This is a genomic window from Bosea sp. OAE506 (genome assembly GCF_040546595.1).
Lineage (GTDB): Bacteria > Pseudomonadota > Alphaproteobacteria > Rhizobiales > Beijerinckiaceae > Allobosea.
Genome location: NZ_JBEPOB010000001.1, coordinates 1,459,980 through 1,477,165, shown reverse-complemented (window position 1 = coordinate 1,477,165; position 17,186 = coordinate 1,459,980). Strand labels below are relative to the sequence as shown.

Here is a 17,186-nt window from a genome sequence, read left to right as displayed (position 1 = left end):
CTGAATGCGTAGGACAACACGCCGTCATCCCGGACCCGCGCGGCTTCGCCTCGGCCAGGATGGTCGTGCCCGGTCCGGCTTGGCCGGAGAATGCCAGTGAGCGCCACCACCCGCCCGAGCCTGGGCCGCATCGCCCTCAACGGCGCGGCGGCGGTTGCGCTGCTCTACATTCTGCTGCCGCTGATCTTCGTCACCTGGCTCGCCTTCTTCCGGCAGGAGATCCCCTCCTTTCCGCCGGAGGGCTATTCGCTGAAATGGTTCTCGGCCGCCGCCAACAACCAGCCCTTCATCAACGGCTTCGTGCTCAGCCTTCAGGTCGGCGTTTCCGCCACGCTGATCGGCCTGCTGCTTGGCGTGCCCGCGAGCCTCGCCTTGGTGCGGCACCGGATCGTCCTCGGCCCGGCCTACAACACGCTGCTGCTGCTGCCGCTGGTCATGCCGGGCATCGTGCTGGGCACGGCGACCTACGTCTTCCAGATCGAGACCGAGATCGCCACGGGCCTGCCGGTGATGGGGTCGCTCGGAGGCCTGATCGCAGCCCACACCCTCGTGGTCATCCCCTGGGTGGTCCGCCTGGTCACCGCCAGCCTCGTCGGCTTCGACCGCACGATCGAGGAGGCCGCGCAGAACCTCGGCGCCGGTCCCTTCACCACCTTCCGGCGGGTAACGCTGCCGAGCATCCGCCCCGGCATCGTCGCGGCGGGGCTCTTCGGCTTCGTCACCTCCTTCGGCAATCTGGAGATGAGCCTGTTCCTCGTCGGCCCCGGCCGCACGACACTGCCCATCGCCATCCTGCAATATCTCGAATGGAAGATCGATCCGACCGTGGCCGCAGCATCCCTGATCCAGATCGTCCTGATCGCCGTCGCGATGATCGTGACCGACCGTTACGTCAAGCTGAGCCGGGTGGTCTGAGACGATGGCACGGCTTTCGATCGAGAACCTCCGCAAGACCTATGGCGACCTGACCGTCGTCAACAATGTCGACATCGACATCGCCGATGGCGAGTTCCTCGTCCTGCTCGGCCCCTCGGGCTGCGGCAAGACGACGACGCTGCGCATGGTCGCGGGCTTCATCGCCCCCAGCGCCGGCAAGATCGCGATCGGCGAGCGCGATGTCACGGCGCTCCCGCCCTGGAAGCGCAATTGCGGCCTCGTCTTCCAGAGCTATGCGCTCTTCCCGCACATGACGGTCGCCGAGAACGTCGCCTTCGGGCTGGAGATGCGCAAGATCTCGCCGGCCGACAGGGCCCCGCGCGTCGCCGAGGCGCTGCGCCTCGTGCAGCTCGCCGGCTTCGACGAGCGCTATCCGCGCCAGCTTTCGGGCGGCCAGCAGCAGCGCGTCGCACTCGCCCGCGCGCTCGCCATGGAGCCTGACGTCCTGCTGCTCGACGAGCCGCTTTCCAATCTCGACGCCAAGCTGCGCCAGGAGGTCCGGGTCGAGATCCGCGACCTGCAGCGCAAGCTCGGCCTGACCACGATCATGGTCACCCACGACCAGGAAGAGGCGCTGACCATGGCCGACCGTCTGGTCGTCATGGAAAAGGGCGAGGTCCGCCAGATCGGCACCCAGCGCGAGCTCTATGAGCGGCCGGCCGATCGCTTCGTCGCCGGCTTCATCGGCCGCAGCGCCTTTCTCGATGGCGACATCGTCGCGCCCGGTCGCTTCCAGACCAGAGGCGGCGTCGCGATCGGCTGTGCAGCGGCGACCGGCACCGGCGCGGCGACGCTCGCCCTGCGGCCGGAGCGCATCGCTGTCGGCGGCGAGGCGCAAGGGCTTCACAACCGCTTCGAGGCGCGCGTCGAGCACGCCTCCTATCTCGGGGCGATCCTCGAGATCGACGTCAGCCTGTCCGGAACGGACCGGATGCTACTGCAGATCCCGAACAAGGCCGGCGTTGCCGAGCCGAAGCCGGGCGAGACCATCATGATAGGCTGGGCCGAAGACGCCGGGCTCGTTTATCCGCGCGAAGCCTGATCTCGGGCTTCGACGGGCGTCCAACAGGGGAGTACACCATGGCCACTTTCGACAGACGCGATCTTCTCAAGGGCGCCGGCGCCGTCGCGCTCGCCTCCGGGCTCGGCACGCCAGCCCTCGCCCAGGCGGCCGGCAAGGTCGTCGTCGGCACCTGGGGCGGCGACTATGCCCGCCTGCTGACCAAGAACGTCGAGGATCCCTTCCTCAAGCCCAAGGGCTTCGAGGTCGTGCAGGACCAGGCCGGCGATGCGCCGCGCCGCGCCAAGATGGCCGCCGAGCGCCGCCTGCCGCGTGGCACGGTCGACGTCCAGGGCCTGTCCGCCGCCAACATGTTCGAGATGAACGAGGCCGGGCTCGTCGAGGCGATCGATTATTCGAAGGTTCCCAACGCCAAGAACCTGATGCCGTCGATGAAGTACCCCTATGGTATCGGTCACATCTATTCCGGCAACGTGGTGATCTACAATCCCAAAATCATCAGCCCCGCGCCGACCGGCTTCAAGGATTGGCTCGACCCCAAGCACGGCAACAAGATCGGCTTCATCGACATCCAGTATCAGTCGGTCATGATCGCCGCGTCGCTCGCCGGGACCAACGGCGCCTCGATGAACGACCTCGACAAGGCCAAGGAGGTGCTGATGGCGGTCAAGAAGGCCGGCGCCCGCGTTTACCCGACCAACGAGGCCTTCGCCGCGGCGATGAAGAACGAGGAGGTCGGCATCAGCGCGATCTGGAAGGCGCGCGTCGTGCAGTGGCAGAACGCCGGCATCCCCTGCGAGGCGGTCGCCCCGGTCGAGGGCATCCCGGCCTATGTCTCGGGCTTCGTGATCCAGAAGAACGCGCCCAACAAGGACAACGCCTACGCATACATGAACGCGATGCTGGAGAAGGCCGCCCAGGAGGCCTTCGCCGCCGATATGGGCTACAACGGCACCGTCACCGGCCTCACCATCCCGGCCGACCTGCAGAAGCGCATCGGCTTCACCCCCGAGGAGGAGAAGAAGCTCCGCGACCTCGACTACGCCTTCCTCGCCAAGAACGACAACGCGATGAAGGAGTGGTGGGACAAGGTCTTCAAGGCGTGATGAACAGGGCTGGCACGTCATTCTCGGGCGGCGCTCCGCGCCGACCCGAGAACCTCATCACGATGAAGGCGCGGTTATCCGCGTCCGCGTCCGGAGATGCTCGGGTCGAGCCCGAGCATGACGGAGCCACGCCATGAGCGTCACCGCTCCAGAACCCGTCGCAGGCGCGCGCACCGGCCTTGCCGGCCTGCTCGTCGTACCGGCGACGATCTTCGTCGCGATCGGGCTGCTCGGCCCGATCGCGATCCTGTTCCGCTATTCGCTGAACCAGTTCATCCCCGGCCAGTTCATGGTCGACGGGTTGACGATCGAGAACTACGTCAAGTTCTTCACCGACAGCTACTATCTCACCGTGCTGGCCCGCACCGTCCGGGTCGCCGTGGTCTGCACGATCGCCTGTCTCGTGATGGGCTTCCCGCTCGCCTATGTGCTGGCGCGCACGCAGAGCCGCTTCAAGAATCTGCTGATCATCGCCGTGGTGCTGCCCCTCTTCGTCGGCAACGCCGTGCGCGCCGCCGGCTGGATGACCGCCTTCGGCAGCAAGGGCGCGCTCAACGCCTCCCTGATGGGCCTGGGCATGATCGACCAGCCGCTCCAGATCATGTTCACCGAGACCGCCGTGCTGATCGGCATCGTCGCGGTCAACCTGCCCTTCATGGTGCTGACGCTGCAGAGCGTGATCGAGGGCATCCCGCGCAATGTCGAGGAGGCCGCCTTCAGCCTCGGCGCCGGCCCGGCGGCGATGTTTCGCCGCGTGCTCTGGCCGCTGGCCCTTCCGGGCATCCTCGCCGGCACGATCCTGACCTTCATCCTGGCGATGAACGCCTATGCCACGCCCGTCCTGCTCGGCGGCCCGAAGTTCCAGATGATGGGGCCGCTGGTCTATGGCCAGTTCGCCCAGCAGAACAACTGGCCCTTCGGCGGCGCCATCTCCTTCATCCTGATGACCGCGACCATCGTGCTGACGGTGACGGCGCATCTGATCGTGCAGCGGCGCTACCGCTGAAGGCGGCGCCTGCGGCGCGGCGTCACTGGCGCCTGCCGGCGCTGGTCAAGCCGGCGGGGGCGCCTTAAGGGGCGGGTCATGACATTCAGCGGTTCTTTAGTCCCCGTCGCCGTCGGTGCGGTCGCCGTGGTCCTCGTCCTCGGCCTCGCCAATATGCTGCGGGGCGGCAGCGCCGGCACCTCGCAGAAGCTGATGCGCCTGCGCGTCGTCCTGCAATTCGTCGCGATCCTGGTCATCCTCTTCGTGCTGTGGTGGCGCAGCGGCTGAGCCCGCAGGCTCGCGCCCGTCATCCCCAGATTTTACAAGCCTCTGACAAACAAACGTTTTTGGATCGTTGCCAAGGCAACCCAAGACGCTTTGCCGCAATCGTGCCATATTCCGGTCACGAGTCTTTGAGCATCGTTAAGCCTCGTCCCGCCGACAAGAAGTTCAGATTGCTCATGGTTCGCGTCGCGTCGCTGCTCGCTCTCGGTTGTCTGGCAGTCTCGCCTTTCGCGGCGCAGGCGCAGGCCCTTCCCGCCGGGACCTCGAGCTACGCACCGGCCACCACGCCAGCACCCTCCCTCTCCTGGGAAGCCCGCATCGGCGCGGGCGCGTCGCCAATCCAGGCGGCAGTCGCGAGAGCGGCCTGGCGAATTTCAGCGGCGAGATCGCGACGCCACGGCCCTTCACCCTGTCGGATCGCTTTGCCAACGCCTTCGTGCCGCGTTTCCATCTCGGCGCCAGCGCCAATTTCAACGGCACGCGCTTCGCCTATGCCGGCGCGACCTGGACCGTCGACCTGACGCGAGCCGTCTTCGTCGAGGCCAGCCTCGGTGCTGCGCTGAACGACGGCAAGACCGGCGCCGTCATCCCGGAGAACCGGCTGAACCTGGGCTGCAACACTGGCACGCGCGAGGCCGCGGCGCTGGGCGTGCGCCTGAACGACCGCTGGAGCCTGGTCGCGACGCTGGAGCATTTCAGCACCGCCGGCTGCTCCGACCGCACCCAGCCCAAGGGTCCCGCCAATATCGGCGCCCGCCTCGGCTACAGCTTCTGAGACGGGGCGTTTCGCCGCTCTCGCTACCGCACGAACGCCGCTTCCGTCGCGCACGCGCCGCGCTATAAGGCGCTCATGGTCAAGCTCAACCGAATCTACACGCGCACCGGCGACGACGGCACCACCGGCCTTGCATCGGGCCCGCGCCGGCCGAAATACGATCTGCGCGTCGCCGCCTATGGCACGGTCGACGAGACCAATGCCTGCATCGGCATCGCCCGCCTCCACGCCGCCACGGAGGATGCCGAGCTCGACGCGATGCTCGGCCGTATCAGCAATGACCTCTTCGACCTCGGGGCCGACCTCTCGACGCCCGATACCGGCACGCCGCCGGCCTATGAGCCGCTGCGGATCGTCGCCGCGCAGGTCGAGCGTATCGAGGCCGACATCGACCGGCTGAACGAGCACCTTGCACCGCTGCGGTCCTTCGTCCTGCCCGGCGGGACGCCGGCCGCGACCCATCTGCATCTCGCGCGCACGGTCAGCCGCCGTGCCGAACGGCTGATGACCGAACTCGCCCAGACGCCGGGCGAGATCGTCGGCGCGCCGGCCTTGCACTACATCAACCGGCTCTCGGACTTCCTCTTCGTCGCCTCGCGCCATCTCAACGCCAGGGCCCAGGGCGACGTGCTCTGGGTGCCCGGCCAGAACCGCTAGCGGGCCGCGTGTTCATTCCGCTGCATGACGGTGTGCCGCTGCGCTTCATGCGCGCGCCCTATGTCACGCATGTCCTGATCGCGCTCTGCGTCCTGCTCTATCTGCTGCTGACCCTGCGCGAGAGCGAGACCGGACAGATCGCTGTCGCGGCCGGCTTCGGGCTGATTCCCTCGGTGCTGTTCGGCACGGCGCAGCTTCCCGCCGAGCTGCTGCAGGCGCCGACCTGGCTGACGCCGCTGAGCAACGTCTTCCTGCATCTCGGCCTCGCCCATCTGCTTGGCAACATGCTGTTCCTCTTCGTCTTCGGCGACAATGTCGAGGATGCCATGGGCCATGCCCGGTTCCTGCTGTTCTTCTGCCTCTGCGGGCTCGGCGGCTCGCTCGCCCATGCGCTGGTCAACCCGGCCTCGGAGCAGCCCCTGATCGGCGCCTCGGGCGCGATCTCGGGCATCATCGCCGCCTATCTGATGCTCTACCCCCGCGTCCGTATCTGGGGGCTCGCCTTCAACTGGATTCCGCTGCGGATCACCGCGCTCTACGCCATCCTGGCCTGGGTGCTGTTCCAGCTCGTCCAGGCCCTGCTCGACCCGGACGGCCATGTCGGCTGGTGGGCCCATCTCGGCGGTTTGGCCACCGGCGTCGCGCTCACGCCCGTCTTCATCCACCGCCAGGCGCGCCTGTTCGGGCGCCCGGCGCGGGGTTGAGAGGTGCGGTTTGGGCATCGTGGATGGGCTATTCGTGGCGTTGACAAGCGCAAACGGCCGTCGTTACGGTCCGTCCGCATTCGAGCCGAGAGCCGCGATGCCGCCATCCTGCCGCCGCACGCGGCAACGCTCCGGATGCGGCGGGACCAGCCTCTTTTCTGAACGGTGATGACGACGATGAAGATCCTTGTGCCCGTGAAGCGGGTTGTCGACTACAACGTGAAGATCCGGGTGAAGGCGGACGGCTCGGGCGTCGAACTCGCCAACGTCAAGATGTCGATGAACCCCTTCGACGAGATCGCCGTCGAGGAAGCGCTGCGGCTGAAGGAAGCCGGCAAGGCGACCGAGGTCGTCGTGGTCTCGATCGGCCCGGCTCAGGCCGCCGAGACGATCCGCACCGGGCTGGCCATGGGCGCCGACCGAGGCATCCTCGTGAAGGTCGAGGGCACGGTCGAGCCGCTCTCGGTGGCCAAGCTGCTGAAGAAGGTCGTCGAGCAGGAGAGCCCCGGCCTCGTCATTCTCGGCAAGCAGGCGATCGACGATGACTGCAACCAGACCGGCCAGATGCTGGCCGCGCTGCTGGGCTGGCCGCAGGGCACCTTCGCCTCGAAGGTCGATCTGGGCGCAGATGCGGTCGATGTCACCCGCGAGGTCGATGGCGGCCTGCAGACCGTCTCGCTCAAGCTGCCGGCCATCGTCACCACCGATCTGCGCCTCAACGAGCCGCGCTATGCTTCGCTGCCCAACATCATGAAGGCGAAGAAGAAGCCGCTGGACGAGACCTCGGCCGAGACGCTGGGCGTCGACATGGCGCCCCGTCTGACGGTGCTCAAGACCGTCGAGCCCGCCGGACGTTCCGCCGGCATCAAGGTCGGCTCCGTCGCCGAACTCGTGTCCAAGCTCAAGACCGAAGCCGGAGTTCTCTGAGATCATGACGACGCTGCTTCTCGCCGAGCACGACAACAAGAGCCTCAACGAGGCCACCCGCAAGGCCCTGTTCGCCGCCAAGGCGCTCGGTGCGCCCGTCCATGTCCTGGTCGCCGGCCAGGGCGCGCAAGCCGTGGCCGACGCCGCGGCGAAGCTCGACGGCGTCGAGAAGGTGCTGCTGGCGGACGATGCCGCCTATGGCCACCATCTCGCCGAGCCGCTGGCTGCGCTGATCGTCTCGCTCGCCGGCAGCTATGACGCCATCGTCGCGGCCGGCACCACCACCGGCAAGAACGTCACGCCCCGCGTCGCCGCCCTGCTCGACGTGATGCAGATCTCGGAAATCACCAAGGTCGTCTCGCCCGACACCTTCGAGCGGCCGATCTATGCCGGCAACGCGATCCAGACCGTCCAGTCGGCCGACGCCAAGAAGGTCATCACCGTGCGTGGTGCCTCCTTCGCCGCCGCAGCCGACGGCGCCGCCACCGCGCCGGTCGAGGCCGTCGCCGCCACGGCGCAGGACGGCTCCTCCAGCTTCAAGGGCGAGGAGGTCGCCAAGTCCGACCGTCCGGAACTCGCCTCGGCCAAGATCATCATCTCGGGCGGCCGCGCGCTCGGCTCGGCCGAGGCCTTCGCCAAGGTCATCGAGCCGGTCGCCGACCGGCTGGGCGCGGCCATGGGCGCCTCGCGCGCCGCGGTCGATGCCGGCTACGCGCCCAATGACTGGCAGGTCGGCCAGACCGGCAAGGTCGTGGCGCCGGACCTCTACATCGCCGTCGGCATCTCCGGCGCGATCCAGCATCTCGCCGGCATGAAGGATTCCAAGGTCATCGTCGCCATCAACAAGGACGAAGAGGCCCCGATCTTCCAGATCGCCGACTACGCCCTCGTTGGCGACCTCTTCACCCTGCTGCCCGAACTCGACGCCGAACTCGCTAAGCTCGGCAAATAGGCCCGACCCAACACGATCGGCGGCCGGCTCAAGCGCCGGCCCGGTCACGAAACCAGGCCGGGCCGCCGCGAATGGCGGCCCGCATCGCGCCCCGCGGCGGGGCGGCGACACCGGAGATGGAAAAGACCATGTCGGCTCAGGCGATCAGGACGATCGGCATCATCGGCGCGGGCCAGATGGGCAACGGCATCGCCCATGTGGCGGCGGTCGCCGGCTTCGAGGTGAAGCTGCACGACGTGGCCGAGGAGCGCATCAAGACGGCGCTCGCCACGATCGACGGCAACATGGCCCGTCAGGTCGCCAAGGGCGCGATCGGCGATGAAATCCGCCGCGACGCCATGGCCAAGATCACGCCGGCCCCCAGGCTCGAAGGCCTCGTCGACTGCGACCTCGTGATCGAGGCCGCGACCGAGAACGAGGAAACCAAGCGCAAGATCTTCACCGCCGTCTGCCAGCACATCAAGCCGGAGACGATGCTGGCCTCCAACACCTCCTCGATCTCGATCACGCGGCTGGCCGCCGCGACCGACCGGCCCGAGCGCTTCATCGGCATCCATTTCATGAACCCTGTGCCGCTGATGCAGCTCGTCGAGCTGATCCGCGGCATCGCCACGGACGACCAGACCTTCGAGCTCGCCAAGGAATTCGTCGGCAAGCTCCACAAGACCGTCTCGGTCTCCGAAGATTTCCCGGCCTTCATCGTCAATCGCATCCTGCTGCCGATGATCAACGAGGCCGTCTATACGCTCTATGAGGGCGTCGGTTCGGTCGAGGCGATCGACACCGCGATGAAGCTTGGCGCCAACCATCCGATGGGGCCCCTCCAGCTCGCCGATTTCATCGGCCTCGATACCTGCCTCTCGGTCATGCAGGTGCTTCATGACGGCCTGGCGGATTCCAAATACCGCCCCTGCCCGCTGCTGGTGAAATATGTCGAGGCCGGGTGGCTGGGCCGCAAGACCAAGCGCGGTTTTTACGATTACCGCGGCGAAAAGCCGGTTCCGACGCGCTGAACCAGCCGTCGGGCTTCGTCTCGACCCGGGCGACGCTCCCCACCGCATCCTGAAAGAGAGGGTCGGGTCACATCCGATCCCGACGCTCGCGGCGGCCCAATCGCCGCACCCCTTCACATTCCTGTCGTGCCGCGCTTACATTGATGTCCGTACGGGATTCGTCCCGGACGTGAAAGCGGAGGTGCGGCGGGTTTGACGGCGCATGTGATGCATCCGATGGCCTCGCCGGATGGTTGTCCGGCGCTGGTTCTCAATGCCGATTTTCGGCCCCTGAGCTATTATCCGCTCTCCCTCTGGAGCTGGCAGGACGCGATCAAGGCGGTCTTCATGGACCGCGTGAATATCGTCTCCGAATACGACACGGTCGTCCGCAGCCCCAGCTTCGACATGCGGCTGCCCTCGGTCGTCTCGCTCAAGACCTACATCAAGCCCTCGCGCACCCCGGCATTCACGCGCTTCAACGTCTTCCTGCGCGACCGCTTCGCCTGCCAGTATTGCGGCGCCCGTGACGAGCTGACCTTCGACCACGTCATCCCGCGCTCCAAGGGTGGGCTCACCACCTGGGAGAACGTGGTCGCCGCCTGCTCCCCCTGCAATCTGCGCAAGGGCGATAAGATGCCGGCAGCGGTCGACATGTTCCCCATGCAGAAGGCCTACGCGCCGACGATCAACGACCTGCACCGCAACGGCAAGCTCTTCCCGCCGAACTATCTCCACGAGAGCTGGCTCGATTATCTCTACTGGGATTCCGAACTGGAGCCGTGAGGCGCAGCGCGCCTCGTGTGGTGCACCCCATAACAGCGCCATTCTCCCTATAAGACCGCTATGTCGTACCCCAAAAGTGTGCGTCGAACGTAACTGCAACGCCTGGCCGAAGACGGGCGCGAGCCTGGGTACGGGTGCCGACTTCAGAGGACTCCGTTCTTCAGAGATCCCAGCCGAGGCGTGCCAATCTGATCATCGCTCGTGAGCAAAAGCTGGATGACCCGCTAGTCGCGTGGGAGCGTTAGATTCTGGAGGTGGCCCATAGCAGTCGTTGGGAACGTCCGCTTCAGGGCGAATTGCTAAGGCTGGGGTTTGAGCAGCCAAGGGTGGCGCTATTGGTTCGGATGCTGCCCCTGTTTGTGGTCGTCCGTAAAGGATCACACAAGGTACTTCGCTGCTCAGCGTGCAGCGGAGATCCGACCCTGATGATGAAGGTCGACTGCCGATCGCTCTGGCCGGACAGCGACGCTAGCGTCTCTCCCCGAAACCTTTAGCGCCAATTCGAATGCGACTGCCGGCATTGGCTTCCCGAACAGGTAGCCCTGGCCCTCCCTGCAATAATTCCGCATGAGGGACGCTTGCTCGACGGTCTCGATGCCTTCGGCGATCACATCCAGCTTCAGCCCGCTGGCGAGCTTGGAGATGGCCTCGACAATTAATCGGTTTATGCCGCCGGTATCTCCGCCGCTGACGAAAGACCGGTCAATCTTGAGGCGTGTGACCGGGAACTCCTTAAGCATCGTCAGCGATGCGTATCCCGTGCCATAGTCGTCGAAGGCAATGCCGACGCCCGTTTCCCGAAGCTGATAAAGAACCGCATCGATTCGCGACTCGTCGCGAAGGATTGTGTTTTCGGTGACCTCCAGTTCGAGGCCGGAGGGCGGCAGCCCCGTCTCTCGGAGGATGCCGTCAACGACGCTGACGAGGTCGCCGGCTTTGAACTGGGCAGCGAACAGATTGACGCCAATCCGGAAGGCCGGATGGCCTGATTGGCGCCACTCAGCCGCCTGGCGACAGGCCGTACGGAGGATCCACTCGGATACCGGCACGGCAATCAAGCTCGATCCAAGCGTCTCGATAAACGCACCAGGCGCAAGGACACCGAGATCCGGGTGGTTCCAGCGGAGAAGGGCCTCCGCCCCCACGATGGCATAATCCGATAGTTGGACCTGTGGCTGGTAATACAGCTCGAACTCGCCCCGCTCGAAGGCCTGTCGCAGCCCGGAGCTCACGGATGTGCGGGAATGCTGCGCCGGTATCAGGTCCTGAGTGAAAAGCCTCACGCGACCACGGCCGCTCGCTTTCGCTTTGTACAAAGCAAGGTCCGCCTGCTGGAGCGGCAAATCGTCGACCCAGTCTGTCCCCGTGATGGTCGCTGCGCCAGCACAGGCGCCGACATAGACGGAACGCTCCCCCAGCTCCATCTGCATCTCGATCGCTTCGATGCTCCTCCGCGCAAGTTCGACGGCTTGCTGAGGATCTGCTCGATCTTCAATGAGAAGGACAAACTCATCACCGCCGAGGCGGCATGGCAGCACGTTCGTGCCGGCGGTAGCGCAAAGGCGGCTGGCGACGATCTTGAGAACCTCGTCCCCGGCGGCATGCCCCAGGCTGTCGTTGATATCTTTGAATCCGTCGAGATCGACCATGATCAGAGAGACTGGCCGGCCTTGAGAGCTTGCCAGCTTGAGGCGCTCGTCGAGAACAGTCCGATTTGCGAGGCCGGTTAGGGCATCATGTTCGGCCGCGTATTTGAGCTTAGCCTCAGTCTCCTGCCTCTCGGTGATGTCGCGACAGATCGCACCGAAGCAATGTTCGCCATTCTCCCGCCAATGCGACAAGGAGAGCTCAATTGGAAACTCCGTCCCGTCCCTTCGCAGAGCGGGCACTGTGACCAGAGAGCCTACGAGCTTCGTCGGAAGCCCGTCCGCAGCGCGTTCCAAACCCGCCTTATGCATCGCCCGGAAGCGATCGGGAACGATCATGCTAAGCGATTGTCCCACGGCTTCTGCGGCCGTGTACCCAAACATGCGCCCCGCGGCACTGTTCCAGGACACAATACGGTTTCTGCCATCAGCGGTGATGATGGCGTCAGCAGCCGATTCCGCCACAGCATCGAAGCGACGCTGGCCGTCAGCCTCTACGGTCGCCAGGCGTTGAGCTTCGAGCCTGTCCATAACAAGCTCTGCCATCTCGGCCAGACAATCTCGCTCGTCTGCAGTCAGGCCTTGCGGTCGTGGAACAGTGTCCTTGATGCAGAGGGCGCCGATCGTATGGCCATCAGGCGTCAACAGCGGCGCGCCTGCGTAAAACCGGATCGCATGCTCGCCCGAGACGAGTGGTGATGCCCGGAAACGGGGATCAAGCGTGGCGTCGGGAACGACCATCACATGGTGTTTCAGGATTGCATGACTGCAGAAAGAATCCTGCCGAGCTGTACTGCAAACGTCGATCCCCACACGCGCCAGGAAGTGCTGCCTATCGGCCCCCACAAACGACACGATAGCGATGGGGACGCTGAAGGCGCGCTTGGCATGCCGCAGGATCGCGTCGAGACCACGAATGGATCGGGTGGCAGGCTGTTGATATTGAACCAAAGCCATCAAGCGTTCGACCTCATCCGCAGGTCTGAGATCGACAATCAGTTCAGCCATCGAAAGATCCGCTCAAAACAGCCTATTACCTGCGGCCGTACCCCGAAGGGCGAGGTTGCTGGTTGACTTGAAATTCGAGCGTCTCAACAAAATCTTACGGAATTACTCGACGAGGTTCCTCTAGCCGTTCAACGCAGATAGCCTTTGCCTTGAGTGCGGCGCCAAGTCAGGTCTGGCGCGTCTTACCCCAGCGTACGATGGGGGTTTTAACCCCAGCGAGTTTTTGAAACGTCGTCCGTCGCTGGCAGCGCTCTGGCGCCTTAGCGGTGTGCGATCACTGTACCTCACCTCCCGTCTGCGATCGAGACGCCAGCGAGGTCAGGAGCCGCTCGCGTATATGCGACGAGGTCGATCGCCAGGCGGTTGGAGCCCTCAGCCAGGCACGCCTAAGGAGGACCGTGGCTGGGGGCCGGCTCAAACCTGACGTGCTCCCCGAAAACCCGGCCAGTCTGAACTGGAATTTTCCATTTATGATCCCGCGGTCGGGACGAGGAGAGTTCCATGAAGGCATCGAAGTTCACCGAGGCGCAGATCGCGTTCGTTTTGAAGCAGGCTGAGGGTGGCGTGCCGATCGCGGAGGTCTGTCGGAAGGCCGGCATTTCGGACGCGACGTTCTATAACTGGCGCAAGAAGTACGCCGGGCTGATGCCGTCGGAGATGAAGCGGCTGCGGCAGCTTGAGGAAGAAAACGCGAAGCTGAAGCGGATCGTGGCGGACCCGTCGCTCGACAAGGCCATGCTGCAGGATGTGCTATCAAAAAAGCTCTGAGGCCTGCACGCAAACGCGAGCTCGTGGACAAGCTGCGAGGTGAGTGGAAGGTCTCGACGCGGCGCGCCTGCTCGGCACTGCGGATCGACCGCTCGCTCTACGTCTACAAGTCGAAGCGGGGCGCGCAGGCCGAGCTGACGCATCGGATCAAAGAGATCTGCGAGACGCGTGTGCGATATGGCTATCGCCGCGTGCATATCCTGCTGCAGCGGGATGGCTGGGCGGTGAACCCGAAGCGGATCTATCGCCTTTACAAGGGGTTGGGCCTGCAATTGCGCAACAAGGTGCCCAGGCGCCGGGTCAAGGCGAAGCTGCGCGAGGACCGTCAACCGGCGACGCAGACGAACGAGACCTGGGCGATGGATTTTGTCCACGACCAGCTCGCGACGGGCCGCAAGATCAGGGTCCTGACCGTGGTCGACATCTTCTCCCGGTTCTCGCCGGCCGTAGATCCGCGCTTCAGTTATCGCGGCGAGGACGTCGTCGTGACGCTTGAGCGGATCTGCGGCGGCATGGGCTACCCCCGGAGCATCCGCGTCGACCAGGGCTCGGAGTTCGTCAGCCGCGACCTCGATCTCTGGGCCTATCAGAAGGGCGTCGTGCTCGACTTCTCGAGGCCGGGCAAACCGACCGACAACAGCTTCATCGAGTCCTTCAACGGCAAGTTCCGGGCCGAGTGCCTGAACACGCACTGGTTCATGAGCCTTGACGACGCCCGGGCAAAAATGGAGGCTTGGCGTAGAGACTACAACGAGGTCCGGCCACACAGCGCCATCGGCAACAAGCCGCCGATATCGCTGATGAACGGCTCTCCGGCGCCCCCGCCGGCATGAGCCCTACCCCCGGACGATTCCAGCTCGCGCTGGCCCAAAATCGGGGAGCACGTCAAACCACCGCCGGAACAAACTCAAGGCTGGCTAGAAACTGGGGGCAACGTCACGTCGCAAGGCAGCGGGGTCTTCGATCGCGGCCCGCTAGTCGTCAGCCCCGTCCTCGCCGAGGTCGTCCTCAAATTCGAAGGCAATGCCCAGTTCACGGCCCTCTATCCAGCAGACAACCGCTTGATGAACTTCACGATTGACGCCGATGGTAAGCTTGAAGCGCAAGGGCAACTGTGTTGGCGCCTCCAGCTTCAACCGTGCGCCACCGGTGCTAACGTTGTGAGCGATACAGTCGATGGCAATTCCGGTTGCCAGTCGAAGGCGGGCGGGAGATCCTGAGGGAGTAACGCCGGAACCGCCAAAGCGCCGGATGCGGGGTCTAGCGTCAGAGAGCGACATTTGGAGATCTCGTTGCAGCCTCTCCATGATCGCAGGCGCGAGTGAAAAAGGCCTTAACCTAGCGTCATCTCAAGAGGATGGATCTCAGGAAACGTAACGGGAAAGCCTTGCGGCTCCGGCGGCACATCGTTCAAAATTCGCTACCCGATGAAATCCCCATTAAATCGCCCGTCACGGCGGCCGAAAACCGCGCGCCAAAGGACAATGATTGCAGGATCTCTGCAACTGAAATTCGCCACTATGGTCCCAGCGTACTCCAGGTTCATCGCCACAGCCAACCGCGAGCCACCTCGGCTATTGCGCTGACGAAAATGCCCATCCCGACTCGAAACAATGCTGCCGTCAGCGACCGGATGAAAGAACGGATCGCGTTCGTGTCTCACGGCCGGATTGTGACTTCCAATGGTCAACACTGCAAATCAGATATGTTCAGCGGCCAAAGGTGGCGGAAAAACACGGTATTTCAACCGCAGAATGGCAAGACATCATTTTAGAAAATTTGAAACGTGTGCTGGTGCGGGCTCGTGAGTTCAGCCCGCTTTGAGAGACGGCTTCTCGGTGCACACCGCGCTATCGATCGGCTCACCCTGATCATTCAGCCACTGCCATTGCTTGAGGTCCGGTTGGAAAAGCAATGTTGGCAATCCTTGATCACGCGGAACAAGTTTATGTTCTTGAAGAACGTACTGGCGAGCTTTTCCATCAATTTCGACCGTCACTTCGCCCGCCTCATTAGCCCGCTCGATGACGATCTGCCCCGCCTTGAACTGACACGTGAAGACCGGGTTAGCCACCGGGTCCGTCTCAGCCGCCAAGGCAAGGCTCAGAGGCATGAGCAGAAGCGCGACGTGCCAAACCATATTGGTCTCCCAAGGTACCGGACAGGGCGGAAAGCCTCGTCCAGGTAAAAGGTTCCTTTGAGGAACAACCCTTCGATCGCGAGCAGGCGTAACAGTGCCATGTGCTCGGACAGGGTACGCCGAGAACAGCTAAAATAGCTCTAACCCCCTCATTATGAACGCTTATTCATGGAACGGAGGCTTTCGGCCGCAGTTTAGATTGCGACTGAGGGGCAACATGTCCTCGAAACGGAGAAGACCATGATCAAGAACATCGCACTCCTCGCCGCCCTCGCTCTCGTCCCCGCTACTGCCTTCGCGCAGTCCAACTCTGGCGCGGCCGGTGGCGCAGCCAGCGGCGCGGCCACGGGTGCTGTCGGCGGTGCCATCGTCGGTGGTCCTGTCGGAGCCGTAGTGGGTGGCGTCGGTGGTGCCGCTGCTGGCGCGATCGTCGGTGGCATCGCAACCGAGAACCGCGCTGAGTTCCGCACCTATGTGACGCAGCAGAAGGTGCCTTCGGTGGCGTACCGCGAGAAGGTAGTCGTCGGCGCGACATTGCCCGACACGGTCACCTATCGCGAGGTTCCGGCTCGCTATGGCAAGACCGAGTATCGCTACACGGTGGTCAACGACCAGACCGTCCTGGTCGAGCCGAAGACGCGCAAGATCGTTCAGATCATCGAGTGATCAAATCGGAGCCCGCCCTTTCAGGGCGGGCTCTTTTTCCATGAAATCAGGAGCGCCACGCTATGTTCAGGATACTCTTGCTGGCTGCGGGCATTGCCGCAACCGCACTTATCACGGCTCCCGCACAGTCTCAGGTTCGGGTCGAAACACGCATCGAGCGATCTGACGACGACGGACCGCGCTATCGGGAACGGCGTGGGTACGAGGAACGTCGAGGCGGGTATGAGCGTCGGATCGTGCGAAGCCGCTTCCGCGATGACTGTCGAATGGTCGAAAAGCGACGCGTCAACCGGTTCGGCGAAGTTGTCATACGGCGTACGCGTATCTGCGGGTGACACCATGAGGCGGTGGGCAGATGTAGCGCCCGCCGCTTCTGCTTTTCCAGCCATGGTTTCGACAGGAGAGTCCGATGCGAACGCTCGTTCTCGTTGCGGTGGCCATGTTGGGCTTCGGCTCGATCACGCCATCGACTTCACAGGCCGCCACGGTTGCGGGCTTGGCAGCCATCGAGATGCCCGACCACATCGAGCAGATCAAGAAGGGTGGCTACAAGTTCAAAAATGACAAGGGCTGGAAGCGGAACTGGAGCCGGGGCTATGGGTCCAGTCGATACTACAGTGGTCCCCCGCCCCACGCTCGGGCCTATGGGCGGCGCGCTCGTGACTTCGGATATTACCGCTATTGAATCGAACGCGACGGTCCCGCTTGGCGAGATCGTCGCATAGAGCTACATTGAAATTGAACGCCTGCCGTAGCGCCTGCCTGAAGACAGACAGGCCGTGAGGCAAGCGATCAAGCGATTCGAGCAGAAGATGCCACTCCGGCTCTGCGC

18 protein-coding genes are annotated in these 17,186 nt (G+C 64.2%); 15 read left to right on the top strand and 3 right to left on the bottom strand.

What is annotated here, in order from left to right; translation table 11 throughout:
- Positions 1–96: 96 nt before the first annotated feature.
- The 12 genes from ABIE41_RS07180 (at position 97) to ABIE41_RS07125 (ending at position 10,126) form a co-directional block, all read left to right on the top strand.
- A complete protein-coding gene (locus ABIE41_RS07180) occupies positions 97–915 on the top strand; it encodes an ABC transporter permease (RefSeq protein WP_354191820.1) in 819 nt (272 codons plus the stop codon).
- Between the two features lie 4 nt (positions 916–919).
- Complete coding sequence (locus ABIE41_RS07175) at positions 920–1,978, top strand: ABC transporter ATP-binding protein (protein ID WP_192644287.1); 1,059 nt, start codon at positions 920–922, stop codon at positions 1,976–1,978.
- 38 nt (positions 1,979–2,016) lie between these two features.
- On the top strand, positions 2,017–3,063 hold the full coding sequence (locus tag ABIE41_RS07170) for an ABC transporter substrate-binding protein (protein ID WP_192644288.1): 1,047 nt from the start codon (positions 2,017–2,019) through the stop codon (positions 3,061–3,063).
- 133 nt (positions 3,064–3,196) lie between these two features.
- Positions 3,197–4,069, top strand: a complete 873-nt coding sequence (locus ABIE41_RS07165) for an ABC transporter permease (RefSeq protein WP_192644289.1) — start codon at positions 3,197–3,199, stop codon at positions 4,067–4,069.
- 78 nt (positions 4,070–4,147) lie between these two features.
- Complete coding sequence (locus tag ABIE41_RS07160; protein ID WP_192644290.1) at positions 4,148–4,336, top strand: twin transmembrane helix small protein; 189 nt, start codon at positions 4,148–4,150, stop codon at positions 4,334–4,336.
- A 205-nt stretch (positions 4,337–4,541) separates the two neighbouring features.
- The gene (locus ABIE41_RS07155; protein WP_354191819.1) at positions 4,542–5,108 is read left to right on the top strand and encodes an acyloxyacyl hydrolase; all 567 of its coding nucleotides are present in this window, start codon (positions 4,542–4,544) and stop codon (positions 5,106–5,108) included.
- 75 nt (positions 5,109–5,183) lie between these two features.
- Positions 5,184–5,765 (top strand): cob(I)yrinic acid a,c-diamide adenosyltransferase, encoded by a 582-nt coding sequence (locus ABIE41_RS07150; RefSeq protein WP_192644292.1) that lies wholly within the window; start codon positions 5,184–5,186, stop codon positions 5,763–5,765.
- Positions 5,766–5,773: 8 nt separating this feature from the next.
- The gene (locus ABIE41_RS07145) at positions 5,774–6,469 is read left to right on the top strand and encodes a rhomboid family intramembrane serine protease (protein WP_192644293.1); all 696 of its coding nucleotides are present in this window, start codon (positions 5,774–5,776) and stop codon (positions 6,467–6,469) included.
- Positions 6,470–6,646: 177 nt separating this feature from the next.
- The gene (locus ABIE41_RS07140) at positions 6,647–7,396 is read left to right on the top strand and encodes an electron transfer flavoprotein subunit beta/FixA family protein (RefSeq protein WP_192644294.1); all 750 of its coding nucleotides are present in this window, start codon (positions 6,647–6,649) and stop codon (positions 7,394–7,396) included.
- A gap of 4 nt (positions 7,397–7,400) precedes the next feature.
- Positions 7,401–8,348 (top strand): electron transfer flavoprotein subunit alpha/FixB family protein, encoded by a 948-nt coding sequence (locus tag ABIE41_RS07135; protein ID WP_192644295.1) that lies wholly within the window; start codon positions 7,401–7,403, stop codon positions 8,346–8,348.
- 116 nt (positions 8,349–8,464) lie between these two features.
- Complete coding sequence (locus tag ABIE41_RS07130) at positions 8,465–9,361, top strand: 3-hydroxybutyryl-CoA dehydrogenase (protein WP_192644296.1); 897 nt, start codon at positions 8,465–8,467, stop codon at positions 9,359–9,361.
- A gap of 207 nt (positions 9,362–9,568) precedes the next feature.
- Positions 9,569–10,126: an HNH endonuclease gene (locus tag ABIE41_RS07125; RefSeq protein WP_066720294.1), complete on the top strand. Its 558-nt coding sequence runs from the start codon at positions 9,569–9,571 to the stop codon at positions 10,124–10,126.
- A gap of 398 nt (positions 10,127–10,524) precedes the next feature.
- On the opposite strand, the gene ABIE41_RS07120 is transcribed toward ABIE41_RS07125, so the two are convergent.
- On the bottom strand, positions 10,525–12,780 hold the full coding sequence (locus tag ABIE41_RS07120) for a putative bifunctional diguanylate cyclase/phosphodiesterase (RefSeq protein ID WP_192644297.1): 2,256 nt from the start codon (positions 12,778–12,780) through the stop codon (positions 10,525–10,527).
- A 501-nt stretch (positions 12,781–13,281) separates the two neighbouring features.
- Here ABIE41_RS07120 and ABIE41_RS07115 point away from each other — a divergent pair.
- A protein-coding gene (locus ABIE41_RS07115; RefSeq protein WP_354191818.1) for an IS3 family transposase occupies positions 13,282–14,381 on the top strand; the annotation gives its coding sequence in 2 pieces (ribosomal slippage) (positions 13,282–13,534 and positions 13,534–14,381; 1,101 coding nt in all).
- 141 nt (positions 14,382–14,522) lie between these two features.
- On the opposite strand, the gene ABIE41_RS07110 is transcribed toward ABIE41_RS07115, so the two are convergent.
- Positions 14,523–14,828: a PilZ domain-containing protein gene (locus ABIE41_RS07110; RefSeq protein ID WP_192645277.1), complete on the bottom strand. Its 306-nt coding sequence runs from the start codon at positions 14,826–14,828 to the stop codon at positions 14,523–14,525.
- Between the two features lie 530 nt (positions 14,829–15,358).
- Positions 15,359–15,688 (bottom strand): hypothetical protein, encoded by a 330-nt coding sequence (locus ABIE41_RS07105; RefSeq protein ID WP_192645278.1) that lies wholly within the window; start codon positions 15,686–15,688, stop codon positions 15,359–15,361.
- Positions 15,689–15,928: 240 nt separating this feature from the next.
- On the opposite strand from ABIE41_RS07105, the gene ABIE41_RS07100 reads away from it, so the two are divergent.
- Together ABIE41_RS07100 and ABIE41_RS07095 are read left to right on the top strand one after the other, a co-directional pair.
- Entirely contained in the window at positions 15,929–16,354 is a 426-nt protein-coding gene (locus ABIE41_RS07100) for a DUF1236 domain-containing protein (RefSeq protein ID WP_192645279.1), read from the top strand.
- Positions 16,355–16,763: 409 nt separating this feature from the next.
- Complete coding sequence (locus ABIE41_RS07095; RefSeq protein WP_192645280.1) at positions 16,764–17,039, top strand: hypothetical protein; 276 nt, start codon at positions 16,764–16,766, stop codon at positions 17,037–17,039.
- Positions 17,040–17,186: the final 147 nt, after the last annotated feature.

Excerpts from the sequence above, each read along its gene's own strand:
- ABIE41_RS07175 (WP_192644287.1), top strand. The coding sequence starts at position 920 with ATGGCACGGCTTTCGATCGAGAACCTCCGCAAGACCTATGGCGACCTG.
- ABIE41_RS07170 (WP_192644288.1), top strand. The coding sequence starts at position 2,017 with ATGGCCACTTTCGACAGACGCGATCTTCTCAAGGGCGCCGGCGCCGTC.
- ABIE41_RS07165 (WP_192644289.1), top strand. The coding sequence starts at position 3,197 with ATGAGCGTCACCGCTCCAGAACCCGTCGCAGGCGCGCGCACCGGCCTT.
- ABIE41_RS07160 (WP_192644290.1), top strand. The coding sequence starts at position 4,148 with ATGACATTCAGCGGTTCTTTAGTCCCCGTCGCCGTCGGTGCGGTCGCC.
- ABIE41_RS07150 (WP_192644292.1), top strand. The coding sequence starts at position 5,184 with ATGGTCAAGCTCAACCGAATCTACACGCGCACCGGCGACGACGGCACC.
- ABIE41_RS07140 (WP_192644294.1), top strand. The coding sequence starts at position 6,647 with ATGAAGATCCTTGTGCCCGTGAAGCGGGTTGTCGACTACAACGTGAAG.
- ABIE41_RS07135 (WP_192644295.1), top strand. The coding sequence starts at position 7,401 with ATGACGACGCTGCTTCTCGCCGAGCACGACAACAAGAGCCTCAACGAG.
- ABIE41_RS07130 (WP_192644296.1), top strand. The coding sequence starts at position 8,465 with ATGGAAAAGACCATGTCGGCTCAGGCGATCAGGACGATCGGCATCATC.
- ABIE41_RS07125 (WP_066720294.1), top strand. The coding sequence starts at position 9,569 with ATGCATCCGATGGCCTCGCCGGATGGTTGTCCGGCGCTGGTTCTCAAT.
- ABIE41_RS07120 (WP_192644297.1), bottom strand. The coding sequence starts at position 12,780 with ATGGCTGAACTGATTGTCGATCTCAGACCTGCGGATGAGGTCGAACGC.
- ABIE41_RS07110 (WP_192645277.1), bottom strand. The coding sequence starts at position 14,828 with ATGTCGCTCTCTGACGCTAGACCCCGCATCCGGCGCTTTGGCGGTTCC.
- ABIE41_RS07105 (WP_192645278.1), bottom strand. The coding sequence starts at position 15,688 with ATGGTTTGGCACGTCGCGCTTCTGCTCATGCCTCTGAGCCTTGCCTTG.
- ABIE41_RS07100 (WP_192645279.1), top strand. The coding sequence starts at position 15,929 with ATGATCAAGAACATCGCACTCCTCGCCGCCCTCGCTCTCGTCCCCGCT.
- ABIE41_RS07095 (WP_192645280.1), top strand. The coding sequence starts at position 16,764 with ATGCGAACGCTCGTTCTCGTTGCGGTGGCCATGTTGGGCTTCGGCTCG.